The organism is Chitinophaga sp. ARDCPP14, assembly GCF_051362515.1.
Taxonomy (GTDB): Bacteria; Bacteroidota; Bacteroidia; order Chitinophagales; family Chitinophagaceae; genus Chitinophaga.
This window is the reverse complement of the sequence record NZ_JBKIXB010000004.1, coordinates 112637-137989: the sequence shown is the minus strand read 5'-3', so window position 1 is coordinate 137989 and position 25353 is coordinate 112637. Positions and strand designations below refer to the sequence as shown.

Annotated in this window: 20 protein-coding genes; 8 read left to right on the top strand and 12 right to left on the bottom strand. The window is 48.3% G+C overall.

Features of this window, described 5'->3' with window-relative positions; all coding sequences use genetic code 11:
• Positions 1 to 92: 92 nt before the first annotated feature.
• The 7 genes from ACLHR0_RS12950 to ACLHR0_RS12920 form a co-directional block, all read right to left on the bottom strand.
• Entirely contained in the window at positions 93 to 905 is an 813-nt protein-coding gene (locus tag ACLHR0_RS12950; protein ID WP_436487118.1) for an SDR family NAD(P)-dependent oxidoreductase, read from the bottom strand.
• A 12-nt stretch (positions 906 to 917) separates the two neighbouring features.
• The gene (locus ACLHR0_RS12945) at positions 918 to 1811 is read right to left on the bottom strand and encodes a phytanoyl-CoA dioxygenase family protein (RefSeq protein WP_429050757.1); all 894 of its coding nucleotides are present in this window, start codon (positions 1809 to 1811) and stop codon (positions 918 to 920) included.
• Between the two features lie 379 nt (positions 1812 to 2190).
• Entirely contained in the window at positions 2191 to 2784 is a 594-nt protein-coding gene (locus tag ACLHR0_RS12940) for a nucleotidyltransferase family protein (RefSeq protein ID WP_436487116.1), read from the bottom strand.
• Positions 2784 to 3938, bottom strand: a complete 1155-nt coding sequence (locus ACLHR0_RS12935) for an XdhC family protein (protein WP_436487114.1) — start codon at positions 3936 to 3938, stop codon at positions 2784 to 2786. The genes ACLHR0_RS12940 and ACLHR0_RS12935 overlap by 1 nt, the downstream gene beginning before the upstream one ends.
• Positions 3935 to 6169 carry a xanthine dehydrogenase family protein molybdopterin-binding subunit gene (locus ACLHR0_RS12930; protein WP_436487112.1) on the bottom strand — a complete coding sequence of 745 codons (2235 nt, stop codon included), beginning with the start codon at positions 6167 to 6169 and terminating at the stop codon, positions 3935 to 3937. Before ACLHR0_RS12930 ends, ACLHR0_RS12935 begins: the two co-directional genes overlap by 4 nt.
• Positions 6166 to 7146 carry an FAD binding domain-containing protein gene (locus ACLHR0_RS12925; protein WP_436487110.1) on the bottom strand — a complete coding sequence of 327 codons (981 nt, stop codon included), beginning with the start codon at positions 7144 to 7146 and terminating at the stop codon, positions 6166 to 6168. The genes ACLHR0_RS12930 and ACLHR0_RS12925 overlap by 4 nt, the downstream gene beginning before the upstream one ends.
• Positions 7143 to 7778: a 2Fe-2S iron-sulfur cluster-binding protein gene (locus ACLHR0_RS12920; protein WP_429050752.1), complete on the bottom strand. Its 636-nt coding sequence runs from the start codon at positions 7776 to 7778 to the stop codon at positions 7143 to 7145. Before ACLHR0_RS12920 ends, ACLHR0_RS12925 begins: the two co-directional genes overlap by 4 nt.
• Before the next feature lie 187 nt (positions 7779 to 7965).
• On the opposite strand from ACLHR0_RS12920, the gene ACLHR0_RS12915 reads away from it, so the two are divergent.
• Positions 7966 to 8634: an ankyrin repeat domain-containing protein gene (locus ACLHR0_RS12915; protein ID WP_436487108.1), complete on the top strand. Its 669-nt coding sequence runs from the start codon at positions 7966 to 7968 to the stop codon at positions 8632 to 8634.
• On the opposite strand, the gene ACLHR0_RS12910 is transcribed toward ACLHR0_RS12915, so the two are convergent.
• The 3 genes from ACLHR0_RS12910 to ACLHR0_RS12900 all read right to left on the bottom strand — a co-directional run bounded on the left by ACLHR0_RS12910 (position 8631) and on the right by ACLHR0_RS12900 (position 11659).
• A complete protein-coding gene (locus ACLHR0_RS12910; RefSeq protein ID WP_436487105.1) occupies positions 8631 to 9062 on the bottom strand; it encodes a phosphate-starvation-inducible PsiE family protein in 432 nt (143 codons plus the stop codon). The genes ACLHR0_RS12915 and ACLHR0_RS12910 overlap by 4 nt on opposite strands.
• A 67-nt stretch (positions 9063 to 9129) precedes the next feature.
• Positions 9130 to 10350: a tetratricopeptide repeat protein gene (locus ACLHR0_RS12905; protein WP_436487103.1), complete on the bottom strand. Its 1221-nt coding sequence runs from the start codon at positions 10348 to 10350 to the stop codon at positions 9130 to 9132.
• 331 nt (positions 10351 to 10681) lie between these two features.
• Positions 10682 to 11659 (bottom strand): sugar phosphate isomerase/epimerase family protein, encoded by a 978-nt coding sequence (locus tag ACLHR0_RS12900; protein ID WP_436487101.1) that lies wholly within the window; start codon positions 11657 to 11659, stop codon positions 10682 to 10684.
• A gap of 346 nt (positions 11660 to 12005) precedes the next feature.
• On the opposite strand from ACLHR0_RS12900, the gene lepB reads away from it, so the two are divergent.
• Entirely contained in the window at positions 12006 to 13193 is a 1188-nt protein-coding gene (gene lepB / locus ACLHR0_RS12895) for a signal peptidase I (RefSeq protein ID WP_436487099.1), read from the top strand.
• A 216-nt stretch (positions 13194 to 13409) separates the two neighbouring features.
• Here lepB and ACLHR0_RS12890 read toward each other — a convergent pair whose 3' ends face one another.
• The gene (locus tag ACLHR0_RS12890; RefSeq protein ID WP_436487097.1) at positions 13410 to 14834 is read right to left on the bottom strand and encodes an amidohydrolase family protein; all 1425 of its coding nucleotides are present in this window, start codon (positions 14832 to 14834) and stop codon (positions 13410 to 13412) included.
• A gap of 80 nt (positions 14835 to 14914) precedes the next feature.
• Entirely contained in the window at positions 14915 to 15736 is an 822-nt protein-coding gene (locus tag ACLHR0_RS12885; protein ID WP_436487095.1) for a helix-turn-helix domain-containing protein, read from the bottom strand.
• A gap of 46 nt (positions 15737 to 15782) precedes the next feature.
• Between ACLHR0_RS12885 and ACLHR0_RS12880 the strand changes: the two genes are divergently transcribed.
• The 6 genes from ACLHR0_RS12880 (at position 15783) to ACLHR0_RS12855 (ending at position 25342) form a co-directional block, all read left to right on the top strand.
• Positions 15783 to 16745, top strand: coding sequence for a YheT family hydrolase (locus ACLHR0_RS12880; RefSeq protein ID WP_436487093.1), 963 nt, complete (start codon positions 15783 to 15785; stop codon positions 16743 to 16745).
• 114 nt (positions 16746 to 16859) lie between these two features.
• The gene (locus tag ACLHR0_RS12875; RefSeq protein WP_436487091.1) at positions 16860 to 18275 is read left to right on the top strand and encodes a glycoside hydrolase family 30 protein; all 1416 of its coding nucleotides are present in this window, start codon (positions 16860 to 16862) and stop codon (positions 18273 to 18275) included.
• Positions 18276 to 18586: 311 nt separating this feature from the next.
• Positions 18587 to 19150 carry an RNA polymerase sigma-70 factor gene (locus ACLHR0_RS12870; RefSeq protein ID WP_429050742.1) on the top strand — a complete coding sequence of 188 codons (564 nt, stop codon included), beginning with the start codon at positions 18587 to 18589 and terminating at the stop codon, positions 19148 to 19150.
• A 64-nt stretch (positions 19151 to 19214) separates the two neighbouring features.
• The gene (locus ACLHR0_RS12865; protein ID WP_436487089.1) at positions 19215 to 20240 is read left to right on the top strand and encodes a FecR family protein; all 1026 of its coding nucleotides are present in this window, start codon (positions 19215 to 19217) and stop codon (positions 20238 to 20240) included.
• Positions 20241 to 20495: 255 nt separating this feature from the next.
• Complete coding sequence (locus ACLHR0_RS12860; RefSeq protein ID WP_436487086.1) at positions 20496 to 23702, top strand: TonB-dependent receptor; 3207 nt, start codon at positions 20496 to 20498, stop codon at positions 23700 to 23702.
• Positions 23703 to 23707: 5 nt separating this feature from the next.
• On the top strand, positions 23708 to 25342 hold the full coding sequence (locus tag ACLHR0_RS12855) for a RagB/SusD family nutrient uptake outer membrane protein (RefSeq protein WP_436487084.1): 1635 nt from the start codon (positions 23708 to 23710) through the stop codon (positions 25340 to 25342).
• Positions 25343 to 25353 lie beyond the last annotated feature (11 nt).

Here is a 25353-nt window from a genome sequence, read left to right as displayed (position 1 = left end):
TTTTTAATAAGAGCGCTGCAAATGTTGTTCCCATATACATCAGAAAGCGGCACCAGGCCTGATGCCGCTTTCTGATATAAGCAGGGGTTGTATTATGCGGTGAGTGCTACTGTGCCGGCTTCCTTCTCTTTTGGTTCATAGATGCCTGCGGCGATTTTCTCTACAAATAATTTCGGGAAGAATTTTGGCAGCCATGCGTTCAATTTATTGGTGAAGCCGGGAATGATCTCCGCTTTGCCTTTGAAGAGGCCGTCTATCGCAATTTTGGCGACTTTTTCCGGCGTCATATTGAAGCGGTTGGCAATGTTGCGGGTGTAGTCACCCATGCGTGCCCGGTTCACAAAGTCCGTGTCGGTGCTCCCGGGACTCAGGGCACTCACCGATATGGGGGAATGCCTGAGTTCATACCGGAGCCCGCGTGTAAAGGAAAGCGCGAAGGCTTTTGTAGACGCGTAAATGTTGAGATAAGGCACCGTTTGATAGGCGGTAGTGCTGGCAAGATTGAGCAGGTATGCTTTAGAAAATTGCCGCAGTACCGGTATATAGGCGTACGATAAGCCTACCTGTGCCCTGATATTTACATCAATGATGTTGAACTGTTCCTGCAGCGTGAGTTGCTCAAACTGTCCGTTGATGCCATAGCCGGCGTTATTCACTACTACGGTCAGCGAATGATGCCAGGTGCTGCTCCAGCCTGTAACATTTGATAAAGCATCCGGGGCGGACAGATCCTGGTGTAACGTATGTACGTTCACGTGATATTGCGCCGCGAGTGTTTCCGCTGTTGCTGCCAGGCTTTTTTCATCTATATCTACCAGCAACAGGTGATAATTTCTTTCCGCGAGTTGTGCAGCAATGGCTTTTCCTATTCCTTTTGCTGCGCCGGTTATTAATGCGTATGACATCGGAATATATTTTTAAAGAGATGGCGTGTTTACTTCTGCGAGGCTTTCGGACCGGGCTTTTATATGTGCCCATTGTGGTTTGCCACCATACAGATGTTGTTTGAGATGTGCCAGTTTGTGATAAAACGGAGTAGGACTGCTGGCTGTTTTAGGCTGATAGGCGCCGGTGATGATAGGAATATACATCACTCTCCGGCGGCTTTTTTCGCCGGTGTAGGGCGACTGCTGTACGCGGTGCCAGAGGCGCCCGTCGTGAACCGTGAGGTCACCCGCTTCAATTTCAAGGCCTACTTCTTTTTGATCAGGGTTATTATCGATGAAGTATTTCTTTCTGAATAATAACTTCAGTATTCCCTGTTCATGTGTGCCGGGTAATACTCTCAGGCCGCCATTGTCCAGCGGGCAATCGTCGAGATGAATGCCTACATTGAGCATTGGCAGGATGCGTGAGCCCAGGAACAGATCGCGCGGACTGTCGGTGTGCCAACCCAGTTGTTTAAACTGGCTCTCCGTAGTGTTGACGTAATGGTTTACCACCAGTCCGTCTTTTTCGTTTTCACCGATCCTGCCGGAGTAGGGGCCCAGCAAAGCTGTGAGTGTTTGCAGTCTTTTATCTTTTAATAGCTCCCGCAGCACGTTGCTGTAGTGCGATGCGAAGGCGATGCGCTGGATCAGCGGGCTGCCGTCCACGTCTGTGCCAAATTTGAGCGGAATACCGTTTACTTTCTGGATGTTATTCCTGATCAGTAATTCCTGTACACGTTCCACTTCTTCATGCACGGTTGCCAATGCACTTTTGTCGAGAAAGTTTTTGAACTGTATGATGCCATAGGTGCGGAACCAGGCAAGATGCGCTGCAGTGACTCCTCCGGCAAGGGAGAATACGGGTTGGTTGGTCGTTTTCATGACGAATTTTTTGTTAACAGTGTTAAATCAGTTGTTGAAATAGAAAATGGTGTCGCGGCAATTGGTGGGGTGGCCGCAGGGGGGAGTGGGAATTAACAACAACAATAAGACGCCGCTATTGCGGGGTGGTTGGTTGATGCGCTTATCTGGCGCAGCTTTAGGTAATACTGATCTGTGTTCATGGCGGTAAGTTTTTATTAGTCTACCAATCTTGTGGACAAATATAAGCATGTCATTTTATTTACCAAAAAATATTTTTTCAGAAAGGAGAAAGCGATACCCGGTCAGGCACCTGTAATACAGTACCATAAAGGTTTCTTCGGTTGGGTAACAGATAGAAGGGTGTATTCATACTGGAGTTGTACCCTGAAACAGCGGTTTATTTTGTACTGGTAAGCAGTTGTTCATAGTCGCCATTGGTATCTATATCTACTGCTCCCTGTGGAAAATCGACGGTAGCTACCTGCTCCCTGTGTTGGAGCAATATTTTTTTGGCGCCTTCCTGGCCATTGAGAGCCAGCAGTTGTGGAAAGAATGATTTGCCAAAAAGCGCCGGTGTGCCGGTAGCGTCGCCATAGGTGCAAGCTACCATGGGTTTGCCGGTAGCATCTTTCAGTGCAAACATTTCTTCCAGCAGCGCAGTGGTAATGAAAGGCTGGTCGCACAGCAGCAGCAAAGCATTACTTACGTGAGGGGCTATACGTAGCAGGTGCTGCAACCCCGTATGGATAGAGCCGCCCATGCCGGCGGGCCAGTTGGGGTTTACCACGGTGTGTACTTTTTCTGACACCAGCTGTTCCCTGATCTGGGTGGCAAAGGCGCCAAGCACCACCACCGTGGGCATATCACACTGGCGGGCAGCATGCACTACATTTTGCAACAGGCTTTTGTTCTGGAAGGGAAGTTGTTGTTTGGGTGTTCCCAGTCGTTTTGAGGCTCCGGCGGCCAGGATGATGATACCAGTTGTTTCCATTATAGTTGTTGTTGAAGGATAATCTGTTGTTCGCGGGAATGGATAGCAGTGCTTTTTTCCCGGAGTGATGTAGCGGCAGCGGCAGAGAGTACAGACTTTATTTCACTGATAACAGACAAGGCTATTTCTTCCGCTGTTTCTGCACCCAGGTCCAGTCCTGCTGGTCCGTATATACGTGCCCGTTGTTCCGCGGAAACGCAGATGCCGTTTTCAGCCAGTTCGTCGAACATGCGCTGCAGCTTTTTGGCGGGACCCAGCACACCGGTGTAAGGCAGTTGCAGCGAAAGCAGTTGCGCCAGCAGGGCGAGATCATAGTTGTAGTTATGCGTCATCAGCACTGCCACGGTATAGTGATCTGTTTGTACCTGGGAGAGCACTTGTGCAGGCTTGGCGGTGATCAGCTGTGTGGCTTCCGGAAAACGCATAGTGGTAGCGTAACCGGGGCGGCCATCCACAACGATGGTGTGCCATCCGAGCAGCGCAGCTATTTTTACCAGCGGGATAACGTCGTTGCCGGCGCCGGCGATCAATAGTTGTGGCGCTGGCGGGATGTAAGCTATATGTGCCGTATAGTCGTTGCCGGTAGAGAGGTATGTTTTTGTAAAAGACGTATGCGTTTGCAATGCGTGATGTGCATCTGCGGTGACGGCGTTTTGCAGGTCGCCGTCTGTTATGCAGTGCTGCATCTGGCCATTGGCGGTGAGTACCAGGCAGGTACCGGGTTGTGGCGCTTTGCGCTGGCGCAGGGTGAACAGGGTCACCAATACTGCCGATGCGCGATGGGATATTATTTCCTGCAACATGGCCACGGGATTGGTGGGATCTTCCGCGTTCACCGGTTCCAGCAATATATGAATGATACCGTTGCATCCGAGTCCTACGCCCAGTTTGGCATCATCTTCATCGTTGGTATCATAGGTTACCAGCATGGGTTGTTGCTGCATCATTACCAGTTGCGCTTTCCGGAGGGCGTCTCCTTCGAGGCAGCCGCCGCTGATGGCGCCGGTGAGCACACCGGTTTCTGTAACCAGCATCCTTGCGCCGGGTTGCCGGTAAGCAGAGCCTTCTACGTGTACCACGGTGGCCAGCGCGGTTTTCATGCCCTGGCTGCAGGCAGCATAATATGATTTTACGATATCTTCCAGTTCTTTCATGAATTCATTTTATTTCTCGTTTCCAACTGGTATACTTTCTCATCAAGCACTTTATCGGGAGTGATAGGCAGGTCACGTATCCGCTTGCCGGTAGCGTGGTACACTGCATTGGAAACTGCGGCAGCAAAGCCTATCAGCGCTATTTCTCCCATGCCCTTTGACCCCATCGGATTAATGTAAGGATCTTTCTTGTTAATGAAATATACATCGGTGGGTGGTGTATCTGCATTTACAGGAACGTGGTAGTCTGCATAGTTATTGTTTACAAAACGTCCGAAACGGTGATCCATGACCGCTTCTTCGGTGAGCGCCATGCCTATGCCGCCTACCACGCCGCCAATCATCTGGCTGCGGGCTGTTTTAGCGTTTACAATAGTACCTGCATCTGCCACACTTACAATATGTTTTATACGAACCACGCCGGTAGCCGGGTGTACATGTACTTTGGTAAAGTGAACGGAGAAAGAATACATGGAATATTTTTTTCTTTCTTCCCCGCTTTGCGAAGTGGCGACTACATTTACTTCCGGCAGCTGTTGTTGTTGTAAGATCGTTTCGTAAGAAATTTTTTCAGATTGCCCGGCTCTCTGCAGTTGTCCATCTTCAAAAGTAATTGTTTCGGGGGCAGCATTTTTAAACGCCGGCACATGGTTGATGGCAAGGTCCGCCAGCTTTTGCTGCAGCGCCTTACAGGCATCTGTTACCGCGCTGCCTAAAGTAGATACGGTAGAAGAACCGCCCTGCTGTGGTGCGAACGGATAGGCAGATTCACCGAGCATGAACTTTATTTTCGCAGGGGCAATGCCGGTTACATCTGCTGCTATCTGTACCATTGCGGTAGCAGTACCCGGACCAATATCGGCAGCGGCGCTCTGGAGAATAAGCGCACCATCTGCTTTCAGTGTAGCCGACACCGTAGCCTTACCGCGGAATGCACCAAAGGTACCGCTGCTCATGCCATAGCCAACCAGCATACCGTCTTCCTGCATGCTGCGGGGAGCGGCTTTGCGGTTCGACCAGCCAATTTTTTCAGCTCCCAGCTGATAAGCTTCCCGGAGATATTTACTGGAGAAAGGCAGGTTCTTTTCAGGATCGGTATCCGCGTGGTTCAGTATTCTGAGCTCCAGCGGATCCATATTGAGTTTATATGACAGTTCATCGATCGCCGATTCCAGCGCAAATGCGCCGGTAGCTTCGCCGGGGCCGCGCATCCAGATAGGCGTGCTGATATTAAGCGGTACCAGTTTATAGCGGGTATTTACGTTTGGGCAGGCGTACATGAATTTACTCATGGCTACAATGCCTTCGGTAAAATCCTCGTAAGGAGAGGTAACTGCCACCGCTTCATGGGTGATACCGGTGAGTTTACCATCCGCTGTGGCGCCCAGGCTTAATTGCTGTACGGCGGCAGGGCGGTAACCTACCAGTGTAAACATCTGATCACGCGTTATCACCAGCTTCACCGGTTTGCGCACTTTTTTTGCGGCCAGTATAGTGGCTATTTCAAGTGGCCAAACGCGGAGTGCCATACCAAAACCGCCGCCCACAAACTGTGAATGCACGGTGATATTCTGTTCGGGTAATTGGAATAATCTTTTGATGGTGTCCTGTACATTTTTTACTCCCTGGGTTTTGGCATACACTACCAGTGAATCCGGCGTATCCCAGTGGGCAATAATACCAGCCAGTTCCATGGGATTATGCACTTCCAGCGGAAGACTGTAGGTGGCATCAATGGTTACCGGCGCTTTTTTCCAGGCGTCTGCTTCCCCGCGTGTATAGTCTTTCATCCGGTTGTTCTGAAAGGCTTTGCCCATATTGGCATTCATATCGGTATAATGCGTTTCCTGGTTGTATTGTACTTCCACCAGGGAGGCGGCATATACGGCGCGTTCCATTGTATTGGCCATCACTATGGCTACGGGTTGCCCGTTGGAGTAGATGCGGTTGTCTTTGAATATTTTGAGACCGTCTTTCGCGTTGGGATCGGAATTCTTGTATCCCGGCACCGGCGGCGCGTTGAGGTGAGACACCACATCCTGCACACCGGGGGCCTTGAGAGCTTTGGTAGTATTGATGCTCTTAATGGTGCCGTTGCTGATAGGGCTGCATACCAGCGCGGCATACAGCAGATCCGGCAAGTGATGGTCGGCAAAATATTTTGCCCCGCCGGTTACTTTCAGGCGGCCATCTACACGGTCCATCGACTGTCCTGTTTGTTGCTTTTTCATACGCTGGCAGCTTTAAGTAAGGCGGTTTGGATACTGTTGACAGATAAACCGGTTTTAAACCGGTTATGCTGGTATGCTTTGGCAGATTGCAGGGCGATGTTGGCGGCATCGCGGAAATTTTCTTCCGTGGGCGCTTTACCGGCCAGTGCTTTCTCTGCCTCATATAGCCGCCAGGGCTTATGCGCTACGCCACCCATTGCCAGCCGGGCGCTCCTGATTACATTATTGCTGATATCCAGCGCTGCAGCTACTGATACCAGGGCAAATGCGTAAGAGGCGCGGTCACGAACTTTCAGGTAGTATACATTTTTCGTGTAGGCGTTAGCAGGAATTTCCACCGCTGTGATCAGTTCTCCCTTTACCAGGTTATTGTCCAGCTGCGGGGTATTACCCGGCAGGCGGTGAAAATCTGTGAAAGGAATACGGCGGTTACCTTTTGGGCCGCTTACCAGTACGGTAGCATCCAGTGCGGCGAGGGCCACGCACATATCGCTGGGGTGTACGGCAATACAGCTTTCGCTGGCACCAAAGATGGCGTGCATACGGTTGATACCACCAATGGCGCCACAGCCGCTGTTGGGGCTGCGTTTATTACAAGGCATGGTAGTATCATAAAAATAAGTGCAGCGGGTACGTTGCATCATATTGCCGCCTACGGTAGCCATATTACGGAGTTGCTGTGACGCACCTGCCAGTAATGCCTGCGACAGCAACGGATGATGCGTGGTAACCAGCTCATGTGCGGCCAGTTCACTGTTAAGTGCCAGTGCGCCTATATGCAGGGTATTACCATTTAGCTGGATATCTTTTAACGGCAAACGGTTAATGTCTACCAGTTTTTCCGGGATCATTACACCGCTTTTCATCAGGTCCAGCAGGTTGGTACCACCGGCAATGAAGCGGGCCGTGTTATCTTTTGCCACCGCATCTATGGCTGCTTTCAGACTGGCGGGGCGTACATAGGAGAATTGGTTCATACTGTTTTCCCTCCCTGTTTTACATCCATGATGGCATGAACGATATTGTCGTATGCGCCGCAGCGGCAAATATTCCCACTCATAAATTCTCTTATCTCTTCCGGGGAACCGGCATGGCCTTCGCGGATACAGGCTACCGCCGACATGATTTGCCCGGGCGTGCAATAGCCGCACTGGAAGCCATCGTGCTTAATAAAGGCTTCCTGTACCGGGTGGAGTTGTTCCCCGTTGGCGAGGCCTTCAATAGTAGTAATCTTTTTGCCTTCCTGCATAACGGCGAGCGTGAGACAGGAATTGATACGGTGGCCGTTTACATGCACCGTACAGGCGCCGCACTGACCGTGATCGCAGCCTTTTTTGGTACCGGTCAGATCCAGTTGTTCCCGGAGCAGGTCCAGCAATGTAACACGCGGCTCTACAGTAACCTGTACTTTTTTTCCGTTTATTTCCATGCTAACCGGCATCTTCTCAAAGATGCCGGCAATGGCTTCATCGTGCTGCGCTGCTTTCATTACCAGCGGCGGTGTGAGGGCCAGTGCCATCATCGCGGAGGATTGTTTCAGGAAGTCGCGGCGGGCCTCATGTTTTTCCTTTTTATGCGGATGGTTTTGTTGGTCGTTTTCCTGTGGCATTTTCTACCGGATTTAATCACTAATAAGTTAGCAAATAAATCCGGATTTTGGCTTTAAAATAGATGAACGGATATATCTTTTTAACGGGCGGAAGAAGAACAGTAGTTTTAATTAGTCCTGTTTTATGCATGAATAGCACCAGTTATCAACACAGCATTGATTTATTTTCGTGTAACAATCCTCGACAATGCGACTAACCTTATTACTGGGCCTGCTCTGGGTTATGCATCCGGCCTGTGCACAAAAAGAAAAGGAGATGACTATGCGTGATATGATCATTTTTAAAGCGGCTGCGGCCAATGATACCGATGCTATCAAAACGGCGGTTGCCAGGGGCGAACAGGTGGAAGCAAAAGATGCGGAAGGGCGTACGCCGTTAATGGTGGCGACTTATCATCATCATACTGCTGCCGCAAAATTACTGCTCGCTGCCGGCGCTAATGTAAATACGCAGGATCACCTGCAGAACTCCCCTTTCCTGTATGCCGGTGCGGAAGGCTATACCGATCTGGTAAAACTATACCTGCCTGGTGCGGATTATAAAGTGTATAACCGCTATGGCGGCTCTGCGTTGATCCCTGCCTGCGAACGCGCACACCTTGAAGTGATAGCCATTTTGCTGGCAGATAAAAATTTCCCGGTAGATCATATCAACCGCCTGGGCTGGACTGCCCTCCTGGAGGCAGTGATACTAGGCCAGGGTGGCGCCGCGCATCAGCAGGTGGTGAAGATGCTGATTGCCGCCGGCGCCCATGTGAATATAGCGGACAAAGACGGTGTAACGGCTTTGCAACATGCACAAAAAAGAGGCTATAAAGAGATCGTACAGCTGTTGCAACAGGCCGGGGCCCGCTAGTTTTGTTCTTCAGATCTGACAGATAGCTTTTTATTGATCAGGTAATATCCACCGGAGAGCCCGACGATGAGCGCTGCCAGCGCTATCTCCGACATAGGATTCCCTTCAAAAATATCGAGCATCAGGATCTTCCGGCTTACAGCAATCATACATACCATCAGGATAATCCTGATTTTTACTTCATGGCTTTTTTCAAACACCTTTACCGTTTCCAGTATCTCCAGGGCCAGCAGTATATTGAAGAACAGGAGGGTCATGCTCCGGCTGTATTCAGGTGCATATGTAAACCCAACATCCTGGAATCGTTTTATAAGGCCGGTAGCTGTAAGCCATAACAGTTCTACAATCTGGAACGTGATATAAAACATGCCTATACCCAGGAGTGTATAACAGGTGTATTTTTCAAACGTACGGAGCGTCTTTTCCATTTGCGGTTATTTTTCGGGAGTTCTTATTTAACAACCGCTCCGCGTAAATAGTTTATAACCGCAGTTATTACCCGTCACTTTTCAGATGTGAAAGCCACTGTTGTGCGAATTCATTGCCCGGTTCCAGTTGCAGCAGTTGTTCAAAAGAGGCAATGGCTTCGGGGATCTGTTCCATATGGTAAAAGAGTACCGCACGGTTCAGGTGCACATATGGATTTTCGGGTGCAATGGCGAGTGCTTCGTTGTAAACGGCGAGCGCCTGATCGTATTGTTCCAGCAGCATCAGTATGGAGCCTTTGTTCATGAGCAGTGGCGGCTGACCGGGTGATAGCTCCAGTCCTTTATTGGCGTACACCAATCCTTGTTGCAGGCGCTCATACACGCTTCGCTGTGTGGCTTCATTGGGGCCGCTGTCTTCCATGTGCGTGATGGCAGCATTGGCGTCCTGGAGGATCTGTACCACCTGTTGTTCGTACCAGGCAGCACTTTTATCGACCTGTTCTGTAAATGCTACGGCTTCGAGGTCTATTTCTTCTTCCACATCTTCCGGCGCGGTGGCGGGCATTTTATCTGCTGCGGGCGCGTACCACCACTTACAGAATTTCCCCAGCTCACCGCCTACGGGCAGTTCATCTGCCGGCGGCAATCCTTCATCAGGAATGGCGTCGTTGGCTACTACTAGTTCCAGTATGGCTTCCAGTGCCTTGTAGTGAATGGGTTCACCTTCCTGTTCTGCCTCCATTACCATGTAAGGAAGGAGCTGGTACCAGAGGCCCAGCACATCTTTATCTTTTTGTTCGCCGGCTGCTTCCGCCACTTCATGCGCCAGCGGGAAGGTATCTATCTTTTCCGGCGCTGCGGCATCGTCGCCGGTAAGGACGCCATGGGCTACCATAGCGGTCCAGAGAGAAGATCCCGCATCGCAATATAAAATATAGGATTGGGTGGCAAAATCGAAATTGGCGTAACCCGCTACAGGATTGGTTTCCTGATCCCATTCAGCAGTAGGCTCTTCATAAATAAAGCTGAATTTCTGACTGGCAGCCAGTGCATCAAACCAGGCCGCATGCGTGGCATAGAACGGATGCGCGGTAACGGGAAAGGTATAAACGAAATGATGTTTGATTAATACATCCATTACCCGGAAATGGGTAAAGCCGGTGTCGTATTGCTGTTGTAATTTGTACAGATTAAAAAAGAGGCTCCTGCGATCAAGTCCTTCTTCCTGGCTTTTATCCAGGCAAAGAACAGACAGTTCCACCAATGTTTCAATTTCATGCATCGCCATAGGTTACTTGCTTTGGTGCAAAACTACGCGAATTTTGTCTTCGCGGATGTGGTCTTACTCAGGATTAAACAGATTTTATTGATTTAAGGATTTGATCCTGTTGGATTTTAAAAGATTTGGGGAGATATAAGCGAATTTTGCCTATATCTCCCCAAATCCTTTATAAAATCAAAAAAAGTAAAATCAACAAAATCAATAAAATCCGTTTAATCCTGAGTAAGAGAAAATCCGCGGGCATATCCGCTTATATCTCCCCAAATCTTTTAAAATCCAACAGGATCAAATCCTTAAATCAATAAAATCCGTTTAATCCTGAGTAAGACAACCTTCGCTATTTCAACAAAACGTTCTTCACATATTTATAACTCTGCGTTACGCTGTCGAATGGTTCGATGGTGATTTTGTCCTGTTCTACAAAGAGGTGTTTTACACCGGCAAGTTTTGCCTGGGCAAATATTTTGGAGAAGTCGATGCTGCCGGTTCCTACTTCTGCAAAGGTAACGCCGGAGAGCAGTTCCATCGAGGTTTTGTTTTCTGTGCCTGCAGCGGTAAGACTGGCAGTATTGCCTTTGTCCATGTCTTTCACGTGCCAGGCGACAAATCTGCCTGGTGCTTCTTTAAACAGCGTAATGGGATCGTGCCCGGATTTTACGACCCAGAAAAGATCCAGTTCAAAGGCAACGAGTGCAGGATCTGTTTCTTTCAGCATAATCTCATAACCGGTGCCGGGGTTGTCTGCCAGTGGTTTGAACTCCCAATAATGGTTATGATAACCGATTTTCAGGTTAGCTTTTTTGCATTGTTCGCCGGCTTTATTCAATTGTTCGGCCATGAACTTATAATCATCTGCGCCCAGCTTTTTATCCCAGAGGGAGAGGGGCAGTACAGGAACGATAAAATATTGTTGTCCGAGCGCGGCGGCCAGGTCAATTTGTGGCTGCAGTGCATCTGCGTTGCCATTGCCTTTGGAGAGGTAGTCGTTAAGCTGGTAATGGCCACTGGGCGTACTGAGCTGGTGTTGTTTCAGCACGGCATTTAGTTCGGCGGGTTTCAGTCCCCAGAACTCAGCTTTGTCGCCCGCTCCCTGGTAGCCGTAAAACGTTTCCACTTCTTTGTAGCCGATGCCTGCTACTTTGGCCAGCGTGCCTTTGGGGTCTTTGGCCAGCTGGTCGCGGAGGGTATACAGCTGTAAACCTATTTTCTTTGGCAGCGCTTTGTTGCCGTTCATGGCGGCCAGCGCACCGGGTAACATCATACCTGCGGCTATCAGCCCGGTTTGTTGTATGAAAGAACGTCTCGACGTATGCATGGTAATTATGTTTGGAACGTGGGTAAATGTGCAACTACTGAAGTGGTTACGCAGAGCAATTTAATAAAACGATTTTATCTTGTTGAAATTTTTTAAAAAGGATAACGGGAGGTAATACTTTTTTGCGGAAACGGGTAGAATAGTACAACAGGATGTACTGGCTTCAATAACACAGATACCTCGCTGCAGCAACCCTTGTTTTCAGCTGTATGATACTGCTGTAAAGCTTTGTACGCCTTGCTTGCTGCATCATTGCAGCAGCCTTTTTTGTTCCTGTAAATTTTGAAAAGATGTGGGTATAATTAATTAAATTGTTAGTAGTTACTTATCCAAAACCACGTGTAAAATGAATTTTTCTTTCAGCGATGTAAAGCAGCCGGAGGAAGGTACCCGGAAGAAATCGAAGGTGAGAGAATGGATAGAAGCTGCTCTTTTTGCTGTGGTTGCCGCTACCCTTATCCGTACCTTTATCTTTGAAGCTTTTGTTATCCCCAGCGCTTCTATGGAAAAAACGTTGCTGATCAACGATTTTATTTTTGTCAGCAAAATCAGTTACGGTCCGCGTATCCCCATCACACCACTGGCCTGGCCTTTTACCCATCACACGCTCCCGTTTACCAGAAACACCCCACCCTTTTCCACGGCTGTTCAATGGCCTTATACACGGTTGCCGGGTTTCAGCAGTATTCAACGAAACGACGTGGTAGTATTTAATTATCCCTGCGGGGATACTGTACTGAAAACCATTACCGGCGATGATGAGGATTACTACACGAATATGCGGTCGCTTGGTGCGGAATACGTTCATAAAAATTATCCTCCTGCTATAACCCGGCCGGTCGACAAAAGAGAAAACTGGATCAAGCGATGCATTGCCATTCCCGGTGATACGCTGCAGATCATCGATGGCATCGTGTATATCAATCATATACCTACCGCTTCACCTGAACATTTTGAAGCGAGGTATTATGTTACCATGCCGGATAAGAAAGAACTCAGCGACTCTATGCGGGATGTGCTGGGAACAGACCATATCCAACGGGCTACCCGCGATTCAGGTATGTTTATTTACAACCTCACCACCGCCAATATAGATACCCTGAAGTCGATGGGCGCTACCGTAAAGCGTTATGTATATGACGCCTTCGCGGATTCCAGGGTGTTTCCCTTTGATACAAAACACTACGAGTGGAATGAAGATTGCTTTGGCCCTTTATATATCCCGCGGAAAGGTTCCACCGTAACGCTGGACACGCTTACACTGCCCTTTTACAGCCGCATTATAGATACCTATGAACATAACACGCTGCGCGTAGTAAACGGAAAAATTTATATCAACAACCAGGAAACCAATACCTATACCTTCAAAATGGATTATTACTGGATGATGGGGGATAACCGCCGCGAGTCGATGGATTCGCGCTTCTGGGGCTATGTTCCCGAAGACCATGTAGTGGGCAAAGCCTGGATCATCTGGATGAGCATTCATCATAACCGTATTCGTTGGGGGCGGCTGTTCTCGGCGATAGAGTAGGGCGCCTTCGGCGCTTTTAAATTGTCTTGGCTCAGGATTACGCTGATTATACTGATTAGTTTGATTTTTACTTTTGGATTTTTAGATTTATAATTAAGGGAGATAAGAGCGAGTATATCCGCTTCTATCTCCCTTAATCCTTTATAAAATCCAAAAGTAAAAATCAAACTAATCAGTATAATCAGCGTAATCCTGAGCCAAGACAAAATCCGCGCTCTACTTCGTACGCGCGACGTTGGCTTTTACCTGCTCCAGCAGGCCGTCGAGTGCGGATCTGTTGAGGAATTTGCCTTTTACTACGAGGGCGTGGATTTTCTGTGTGTTGTGGATATCAGCTAACGGGTTGGCATCCAGCAGCAGGATGTCTGCTTTTTTGCCGGGAGCGATAGCGCCATAATTGGTTTTATGCAGGTAAGCGGGTGAGTTGATCACGGAGGCCTGTAGTGCCTGTAACGGAGTTAATCCGAACTTTACCATTAGTGCCAGTTCCTGGTGAAGACCGATGCCCGGATAATCAAATGAGTTCAGGTAGCCGGCATCGGTGCCGGCCATAATGGTAACGCCGGCTTTCTGCAGCAGCGGGAGGATGGAAGATGATTTTTCATAGATCATCTTGCGCCAGGCAATGGCAGCGCTATCATCTGCTATTACGCGCTTCACGCGCATTTCATAAGTGCGTTGAATACCTTTGCCAATATATTGCAGGTAGGGATCGTGTGCGTGGTTATCCTGGTCAAAGTACGCCATTACATTTCCCAGTGTAAGCGTTGGCGTTATGAAGGTGCCTTTTTCTGCCATGTGACGGTAGGTGTTCATAGCAGCGGCGGTATCAAAGTTGTTGAGGATATATTTATTGATATCTTTTCCTTTGATTTCACCATTGGCGATGGCACGCGCAAAAGCCGCATCATCTTTTACGCCGGCTTTCCAGGCATAGGTCAGGTGTTCTACGGAGCTGAGTCCTGCGTCTGTTACCTGTTGCATGGTGAGTACATAAGGTACGTGTCCGGAAATAAACATCCCTCTCTTCCTGGCTTCTTTTAATGCTTCGAGGTAGATCTCCGGCTTAATGGTATTCTCGGTAATTTTTACAAAGTCGACTTTCAGTTTTTGCAGGGAATCCAGCGCCTGTTGTAGTTCTGCGGAGGTGCCTATTTCCAGGTCGCCGAGCCAAACGGATTTGTAACCTTCCAGCTTTGGACCGGAGGTGAAAATGGTAGGGCCCTGTAACTGGCCGTTGTTGATGGCATCGCGCCATTTTAAAACGTCTGTGCTGATATCTGCGGCACAATCGCGGATGGTAGTAATACCGTGGGCGAGATATAGCGGCAGGAAGTTTTTATTTTCTTCGGCCAGTGTGTCGCCGCCACCAAAGTGCATATGCATATCCCATAAGCCGGGCATGGCATATTTACCCTGCCCATCTACCATTTGCGTGGCCTGGTATTGCGTGGCCTGTTTGTTATTCATCACAGCAATAATACTGTCGTTGCGCACCGCGATGGCCTGGTTGGCAGTGATTTTACCGGTTTTTACATCAATGATGCGTACAGACCTGATCAGCAGGTCGGCTTTTTTTTGCTGGCTGAATGCGGATATCCCGCAAAGCAGTATCAGCGAAGAGAACAGTATTTTTTTCATACGAATGTTATGCTATAGCTGCAAAGGTATCCCCGTATGGAGGTGGAAAATGGTACTGGTTATAATATCACGGGTACATTTTATAACTGGCGCCGAAAATCCATGGGGGTAAGTAGCGTATATTTTCTGAAGAACCGGGAGAAGTAAGAAGTATCATTAAAGCCCAGCGTAAAGGCGATTTCTTTTATATCCATATCGGTGAGTGTGAGCATGCGTTTGGATTCGAGCAGCAGCCGTTCCCGGATGTAGGCGCCGGCGGTTTTGCCGGTTTCCTTCTTACATACCTGGTTCAGGTAACTGGCTGTAACATGCAGTTTGGCAGCATAGTAGGCCACTTCATGATATTGCGCATAATGTTTCTCCAGCAGCAGCAGGAAGCGGTTGACCAGGTGATTCCCCGCGGCAGCCACTTCTTCCGGGTGGATGGCGGCGTACCAGCGCTGCAGCAACAGCAGCACAATCTGCAGCCGGTGTTGCGTAATAATGGCGGCGGTTTCCTGCTCCATCAGCTGCAGTTCCCGGAAAAGCTGGTCGTACTGTGCGTTGTCCAGCTTTAATACAGGTTTGGACGATGGTGTGAAAAAAGGCCACAGGGGCCCTTTCTGTAACATGAACTCCGCAGAAAACATCACCTGGTAGCCGCTGGTGTTCTTCGATAGCTGCCAGTGGTGCGCCTGGCCCGGCGCCAGGAAAAAAACGCTGCGGGCGCTCACTTTGTAGTCGTTGAAGTCGATGGTATGAACACCGCTACCCTGGCTAATCACCAGCAGCATGAAAAAGTCATGTTTATGCGCTTCCGGTATCACCGTCATATTGATCGGTGCATGATATACTATTTTAAAATCTTCCTTTTTGTAAGGGAGATTAAATATTTTCTCTATACCAAAAACGGGAAGTGACATGCCGCGAAAATACGGATTAAGGTGTTTGAATCCGTAAATTTGCAGGATGCCCGTATTACATAACTCAGATTACCAGGCGCCTTTTTTATTGCAGAATCGCCATATGCTTACCATTTATCCCTCTTTATTCCGCAGCATCCGGCCGGCGGCTTACAGGAGGGAGAGGATTGCTACGCCCGATGCCGATTTCCTGGACCTGGATTTTAGTGAAAAGGGGAATGAGCGTATTGTAGTGATCCTGCATGGACTGGAAGGTAACGCCACCCGCAAGTATGTGCTGGGAATGGTGCATATCTTCAATGGTGCAGGGTTTGACACGGTATCCATGAATTTCAGGGGGTGTAGTGGCGAACCGAATAAAAATCTGCGTTTTTACCATAGCGGTGAAACGGAGGACCTGCATACCGTGATCCAATACCTGGTATCGCTGAAAAAATATAAGGCCATCCACCTTGTAGGCTTTTCCCTGGGAGGGAATGTAACATTAAAGTATCTGGGAGAAAGGGGCGCATCGCTGGACAGTGCTATAAAGTCGGCCGTGGCTATTTCTGTGCCGTGTGACCTGAAAAGCGGCTCTGCGGAGTTAGAGAAAAGACACAATATCATCTATATGCAGCGGTTCATCCGCGACCTGGGGGAAAAGCTGCGGTTGAAAGAGTTGCAGTTCCCGGGAAGCATCAGCCTCGACCGGTATGCGGACATCCGTTCTTTCCGGCAGTTCGACGACCGCTATACGGCGCCCATGCATGGGTTTAAAGACGCCCTTACCTATTGGGAACAATGCAGTTCCCGGCCGTTGCTGTCCTCTATCAGGATACCGGTATTGGTGATCAACGCGAAAGATGATCCGTTCCTGGGAAAGGAGTGTTACCCTTATGAGATAGCGGCCGATAGTCCCTACCTTTTCCTGGAAACTCCGCACCAGGGAGGCCATGTAGGCTTTGTGAAGTTTGGAGAAGATTTTTACTGGTCAGAAAAAAGGGCGCTGGCATTTATACTGGAAGTATAGACCGTACGCCTGAGCAATGAAATTCAGGTTGATATTTTCTAACGAAACAATTGCTCCAAATAAGAAAATCCGGAATTTCCTGAATACTTTTACCGATTAATAATTTGTTTTGCTATGATGAAGAGAACCGGACAACTCCTATGTTGCCTCGCCTTGCTGACAGGAAGTATACAGCCAGTAAAAAGTCAGCAGAAAAAAAATAAAGAGATCAGTTACTGGTTAACATCTCCCGACAAATCCATCGCGCTGCAGCAACAAACAGCTAAGTTGGCATTTACCGCGCAGGATAAAGGTATCGCCACCATTGAGGTAGATGCCGCAAAGAAATTCCAGTCGATAGACGGCTTCGGATTTACCCTCACCGGTGGCAGCGCCACGCTGATCAACCAGCTGCCTGCTGCGCAACAGGATGCATTGCTGAAAGAACTGTTCCTCACAAAGGGAAATGGCATTGGCATCAGCTACCTGCGTCTCAGCATCGGCGCTTCCGACCTGAGCGCCTCTGTATTTACCTATGACGATATGCCCGAAGGACAAACAGATCCGGAACTGAAGCATTTCAATATCAACGAAGAGAAAAAAGACCTGATCCCTGTGCTGAAAAAAATTACCGCACTAAATCCGGGTATTAAAATCTTAGGCTCTCCCTGGACGCCGCCAGCCTGGATGAAAACAAACAACTCGTTTATTGGAGGCAGCCTGAAACCGCAATATTACGGCGCTTATGCCCAATATTTTGTAAAATATGTAAAGGCGATGAAAGCCGCTGGCATCACCATCGATGCCATCACCATCCAGAATGAACCTTTACATCCTAAAAATAATCCGAGCATGCTGATGCTGGCGGAAGACCAGGCCATCTTTATCAAAGATAACCTGGGCCCCGCTTTTAAAAAGGCCGGCGTCAAAACAAAAATTATCCTGTATGATCACAACTGTGATAAACCGGAATACCCGCTCACTATTCTGAGAGACAAAGCCGCTTATCCTTACGTGGATGGCTCTGCATTTCACCTGTATGGCGGCACTATTGATGCACTGAGTAAAGTACATGATGAGTTCCCGGAAAAGCACCTTTACTTCACAGAGCAATGGTCTGATGGAAAAGGCAGTTTTTCCGGCGAGTTGAAAAATAATGTCAGCAAACTGATTGTAGGCGCCACCCGTAACTGGAGCCGCAATGTATTGCAATGGAACCTCGCCGCTGATGCGCATTGGAATCCGCATACCGATCAGGGTGGATGCTCCCAATGCCTCGGTGGCATTACCATTGATGGACAGGCTATTTCACGCAACTCCTCCTACTACGTAATAGGCCATGCATCTAAATTTGTTCCTGCCGGTTCCATAAGAATCGCTTCCAATATTGCCGGTCCGCTTGATAACGTCGCCTTTTTAACGCCTGGCGGCAAAACCGTACTGATTGTGGTAAACACTGATGCGGCGGCGCAGGACTTCCAGATCAAAGCAAAAGGCAAAGTGGCGGCTGCATCCCTTCGCGGGGGAGAAGTGGCTACGTTTGTATGGTAGCGCGGATTTTGTCTTACTCAGGATTACACTGATTATGTTGATTACCATGATTAGATTTTGTTCACTGGATTTATAAGGATTAGGGAAGATAGTAGCGAATATATCCGCTGTTATCTTCCATATTATTTACAAAAATCAAAATCAAAATCAGCAACAAAATCTAATCATGGTAATCAACATAATCAGTGTAATCCTGAGAAAGACAACCTCCGCGTAATCGCCGAAGGCGATCCCCGCCTGATGATTTCTTCACATTTCCTGACGCTCTGTTAACATCCGGTATAATCCTTCCCGAAGGTTATATATATTGCTTGACACTCGTTATGATCAGCACCTGGCAGGAAAATATAGCATTGAACAATGACAGTAATGCCTTTAAGGCATTATACCTGCATCTGATGCCGGGACTCTCCAAATTTGCCAATTCTTTCATAAAAGATCCGCTGGCTGCCGAAGATATAGTAGCAGACATATTTGCAGGGTTATGGAGTAATCGCAGTAATCTTCTGAAGATAACACAGCTCAGGGTATACCTGTTTACCAGCGTACGCAATGCCTGTATGAATTATCTGCAGCGCCGCGACAGGATCACTTTTTATGCGTTTGAAGAGATGGAGGTATTACTGGAGCCGCTGGAACAACCACTAAACCCCGAACAGCAGCTGATTACACTGGAAATGACCCAGGCAATGCAGGCTGCTATCGACAACCTGCCTCCCAAATGCCGGCTGATTTTCCGGCTGGCAAAAGAAGAAAAGCTGAAATACAAGGAAATCGCTGCCATCCTGAGCATTTCTGTTCGCACTATCGATAGCCAGCTGGCTATTGCACTGCAACGCATTCATACAGCAGTAAATGCCCATCTTGTAAAATAATTTTATTCCTTTTAGGTGATTTAACGGTGTGGCTTGTCTTATTAACAGGACGAACCATATTTTAATGCCTATTCAGCGATATTGGATATTAACAGCACGTAAGCTTAACGGTGAAGCTACTCCGGAAGAATTGTCGGAGTTGGCGGCTTTATCTGCGCAGCAGGAGGAGGAGCAGCGAACCGCTGCTGCACTGGAACAGATATGGCAGCAGGAAACTCCCGGTATATCCGTAACAGAAGAACAACGGCTGCTGGCATTGCTGGAAACCCATATTCCGGAACTGGCGGAGGCGCCATCCAACGTACCTTTTCCCCGGCGCAGATACCTGACCCTGGCAGCCATGGTACTGACTTTGCTGATCACCATAGGATATTTTTTCTTTGCCCATCCTCATAAAAAAAACGGGATACATGAAATAGTTGCCAATCGTGGTACCCGCAGCCAGGTTACGCTGCCTGACGGCACACTGGTATGGCTCAACGCCGGCAGTAAATTGGTTTATAACGATGAGTATGGCGTACACCGGCGTTTCCTTCAACTGGAAGGAGAAGCCTGTTTCGATGTAGCCCGTCAGGCGGATATCCCTTTTGAAATACAGGTGAAAGATGCCACTATACGGGTGTTGGGAACTGTTTTTAACGTACGCGCCTACAGGGATGAACCCAACATTGAAACATCCCTTATCAGCGGAAGTGTACAACTGGAATACCGGCAGGAAGACGCCCTGCACAAAGCGTTGGTGAAACCGGGACAAAAAATTACACTTATCCGGAGGGAAGGAACTGCCATCTTCACCGCCAGATGGGATTCGCTCTGGCACAACCAACAACAAGCCGTTACAGAAATAGCGTGGAAAGACAATACCCTTTCCTTTGACAAAGAGAAATTTTCCAGCCTGGCAACCCGGTTGGAAAGGTGGTACAATATCACCGTTGTATTTGAACAGTCACAATTAAAAGCACTGGAATTTTCCGGTAGTATAAAAGGTGAACAGATGAATGAAGTAATGACCGTATTAAGCCGCTCTTCCGGGCAGTTTTCGTGGCATTACAACCAGGCCAGCAGAGTTTTAAAAATCAGCACTAAATAGTTTCAAACCAAAATCAGCGAAGTTATGCCGTTGTATTAATCAGAACAGGATCATAAAAAAGGGGAAGATGATTGCGCCATCCCCCCCGAATATGTTATCAGAAACAGACATCCTTGCTTGGTAAGGAAAGGGGTGTCTATTGCCTCAACAATCCAATACAAACTTATGAAAAATGACTACAGGAAACAAAAGCGGGTGTGCCGGCTTTTTTTCCGCAAGTGCTTGCGAATTATGAAAATTACAACTGTATTAATCATGGTTGCACTCTTACAGGTGCAGGCGTCTGTTGTCTTCTCGCAAAAGAAACTGAATGTGGAAGTGAAAAATGTTCCGCTGAAAGAAGTACTGCGCTTGATTATGGCCCAGTCGGATTATCGTTTGTTCTATAACGATAATACGTTGCCGGAGAGTAAAAATGTGACCATCAGCGCCAGGAACGCCTCCCTGAAAGAAATATTGGACGCAGCGCTGGCGGGCACCGGTTTCAAATATGAAATCCGGTCGTCAGGGCTGGTGCTCCTGGAACCGGGAGCGCCTGAGCAGGCGCTCATCACCGTATCCGGCCGGATAACGGATGGAACAGGCGTTCCGCTGCCGGGCGTAACGGTGCTGCACAAAAGCACCGGCAAAGGCGCGCTTACGGATGAAAAAGGTAACTATACTGTTAGTGTTCCCGGCGATGCGGTACTTACTTTTTCACTGATCGGCTTCACCTCACAGGAAATACCGGTAAATAACCGTACTACATTAGATGTAGTATTGCTTACATCTACCAGTAATCTCGACCAGGTAATCGTAGTTGGATATGGTACCCAGAAAAAAGCTAATCTCACCGGCGCAGTAGGCACCGTAAATGTAGCGCAGGCCTTTAAATCCCGGCCCGTTACCAATGCACAGGAATTACTCGCAGGCACCGTTCCGGGATTAAATGTGAGCAAAAGCTCCGGCGCCGTGGGCTCCGGTGCAGCAATTAATATCCGGGGAACTTCCACCATCGGTAACAGCTCCGGTGTGCTCACGCTGATAGATGGTATCCCGGGTAACATCAATACCCTCAATCCCAACGATATCGCCAGCGTATCAGTATTGAAAGATGCCGCCAGTGCATCTATTTACGGCTCACGCGCTGCGAATGGCGTTATTCTCATTACCACGAAAAAAGGACAGGCCGGAAGTCAGCCGGTAGTAGATATTTCCTCCAGCATTGGCGTGCAACAGCCGCAGTTCCGTCTCGACTTTGTAGGCGCCGCTGATTATATGAAATTATGGGACGAAGCGTTGGCAAATGACGGGAAAACGCCCATATACGGTCAGAAAGGACAGGACGATCTGAAGGCAGGTAAGCTGCCGGATAACAAATGGTATAAAGAGATTTATAAGCGCAATACGGTTATCAACAACAACTATGCTGCTGTTTCCGGGCAGAAGGATAATATCACCTACCGCTTGTCCGGCTCTTACGATTACCAGGATGGTACGTTACCGAATAACGACTACCGCCGTTACATTATCCGGCCGGATATGACTATTAAGCTTTCCCGCCATTTATCAGTGTCCGCCAACATTCAGTACACGGAAACGCAGATCACGGAACCGCAGGGCGGAACCACCATCTGGCAAACCCAGGCAGCCCGGGTATCTCCTATATCTCCTGTCACCTCGGCAACAGGACAATACGGCACCGGTTCCTCCATGGCAGGCAACCCCATTGCAGGCGTTAATGAGGGCGGTGTAAATAAGAATAAAGTGAAAGAGCTGATGGGCATCTTCGATATCACTTACACCCCGCTCACCAACTGGAACATCAAAGGAAGTTATGCGAAATACAGTTATGATAACTGGGTAACCAGCCGGCTGAATACCTACAACCTGTATGATGATAATGGCAACGTGGCAGCAGTAAAAAACCAGGTGAACAGCCTGCAGAATACCACTAATTCCAATTTCCGGAACACACTCCAGCTGACCACGGATTACACCCTTCACCTGGGACTGCATCACTTCAAAGGACTCCTGGGCTATTCACAGGAGTTATATAACCTTACTAATTTTTATGCCTCCCGGGATGGACTTCCTTTCGCCCAGGTGAATGTGCTGGATATAGGCACCCTTAATAAACAAAATGGTGGCAACGCCAGTGAAGTAGCGATCCAGTCGGTATTTGGACGGGTCAACTACGACTATGACGGTAAATACCTGCTGGAAGCAAATATGCGTGGCGATGGATCTTCCCGGTTTGCACCGGGCCACCGCTGGGGTATATTCCCTTCCTTCTCTGCAGGCTGGAATATTCATCGTGAACATTTTATAGCAGATCACTTCAGCTGGTTATCCGAATTAAAAGTAAGGGCGTCGTGGGGTATTTTGGGAGATGCAGAAAAGGTTGGCTACTATGCTACGGCAGCTATCCTGGATTTTGAGCCGAATATCTATGGATTTAATAATGCTATCGTTCCCGGCGCTTATACCAGCGTAGCTGTAAATAAGGATCTTTCCTGGGAAGAAGCCAAATTAGGTAACATTGGACTGGATGCAGGTTTCCTCGATAATAAGGTAGGGTTTACAATCGACTATTTTGTTAATAACCGCGATAAAATCCTCTACCAGGCGCCCGTGTCAATGGAGTTTGGACTACAGGCGCCTTATACCAACCTGCTGGGAATGCAGAGCCGCGGTCTCGAGGCATTGGTATATTACAAAGACAGCCAAGGCGGTTTCAACTGGGGCATTACCGCCAATGCCAGCTATGCAAAGAATAAGGTATCCAACATGGCGGGTACCGGACCATGGATTGAAACGCCGGACGCCAACACCTACTATACTTCTCAGGGCGCCCAATACCGTTTGCCATACGGGTTACAAGCCATTGGCCTTTTTCAGAATGCAGATGAAATTGCAAAAAGTCCCGATCAGGGTCCCAATATTTTCCCGGGAAATATTAAATATAAAGATCAGAATAACGATGGAAAAATTGATGGAGGTGACCGCATAGTATTGAATACAAAGGTGCCACTTCGTTTTGCCCTCAACCTAAATGCCGGATGGAAGAACTTTGATTTTTCTGCCAGCATGTACGGCACCCTGAATACTTTTCGTTATATCAGCAGTTACGAAGGCTGGGCATTTTTCCTTTCGCAAAATGCAAGGCCCATGCACCTGGACGCATGGACGCCGGACAATCCACAGGCCAGCTATCCGCGTCTTTCTATCCAGTATACATCTAATGATACCAAATATTCCAGCTACTGGCTGCGCAAAGCCGATTACCTGAAACTGCAGAATATACAGATAGGCTATACGTTACCCAAACGGATCCTGCAACAGTGGAAGATGAACTACCTGCGGGTATTTGTATCCGGTCAGAATATCGCTACTATCAGCGGTTACGACGGATTTGATCCGGAAGGGGGATACTACCCATTATCAAGAACATGGGCTTTTGGTGTGAACTTAAAATTCTGATAATTATGAAAAAGATTAGCATATATATATTGATCACAATAGCAGGATTCCTGCAAAGCTGTTCCAAATATTTAGACCGGTCGCCATTGTCGGAGCCCACTGTGGATGACTTCTGGAAAACCGCTGCAGATGCAGAGCAAGGCGTGAACGCCTTATATGCCACCCTGCCTGATAGCCGTGATTTCTGGCGCGACTGCCACAGCGATAATTCTGTAATGACCAATGCATGGGGCGAAGGCGGAATGGGGTATATCTGCCAGGGTAGTCAATCGGCAGCAGATGGCTACATTGCAGAAGAATGGAAATACGACTATATCAACCGTGCACTCACCTGCATCGATAAGCTAAGCGGTATGACTATCGACGAAGCAAAGAAAAAACAATACCTGGGGGAGGCCCGTTTTATACTGGCCCTGCGCTACTTCCGTATGGCGCAGCTCTATGGCGATATTCCGCTGATAAAAGAAAAACCTTTGACGATTGAGGAATCGAATATTGCCAGGAGTCCGAAACAAGAAGTATTGGATTACGTGATCACTAACGTTGATACCGCCATATCCATGTTGCCTGATGCCTATTCCGGCGCCAATACCGGCAGGATCAATAAGGCCGCTGCCATGATGCTGCGGGCAAATGTATACCTGTACATGGCCAGCTATAAAAAATTTCATACCGGTACCAATGATGTTACGTTATGGAAGGAAGCGGCAACCTCCGCGCAAAATGTAGTGAACACCGGCGCTTATGACCTTGAAAAAGATTATGCTTACCTGTTCACGCACGAATCCAACAACGCCAATAAAGAAGTGATCCTGGCCTATCAGTATATCCAGAATGAAATCACCAATATGTTGCCGGTGTTGGCCCTGCCTACAGGATGTTCTATTACCGGTGAAGGCTGGGCGAGTTTTTGCCCGACACGTGACCTGGTAGACTCCTATGAATGTACAGATGGGAAAAGCATACAGTCGTCTACGTTATACAATAAAAGCAGCCCCTGGGATAACCGTGATGCACGCTTGAAGAAAACTTTCCTGTTGCCTGGTGTGCCCTGCCTGCGGCCTGATGGCAGCTATTCCGCCTATCAGCCGCATCCTGCCTATAATAAGCCGGAGAAAATGAATAACGAAGGTGGCGGATTAACCGGGTTTATGTACCTGAAATTTGCAGAACCCGGTAATCCGGACCCGGAAAGGGCCTATATGAATTTCCCGATCTACCGGTATGCCGAAACCCTGTTGATCCTGGCGGAAGCGCTGAACGAATATGATCCGGCTAATCCTGCGATCGTTACCGCCATGAATAAAGTAAGGGGCCGCGCCGGCTTACCAGGCGTAGATGCACTACTGGGCAACCAGGATGCTATGCGTGAAAAAATCCGTAACGAGCGTCGCCACGAATTTGTGGCAGAACATAAAAGGTATTTTGATATTTTACGCTGGAAAACTGCGGAACTGGTATTGAATAAGCCTGCTTATGGTATTAACCAGGATGAAAAAGCGCCTGTTGGCGACTGGACGCAACCTGCTTTCAAAGCGCAGGACAGAACCTTTAATCCACTAAAGCATTACACATGGCCAATTCCACAATCGGCCCTCGATAAAAATAAAAACCTGGTACAAACAGCTGCCTGGAAATAAAACACTTTTTT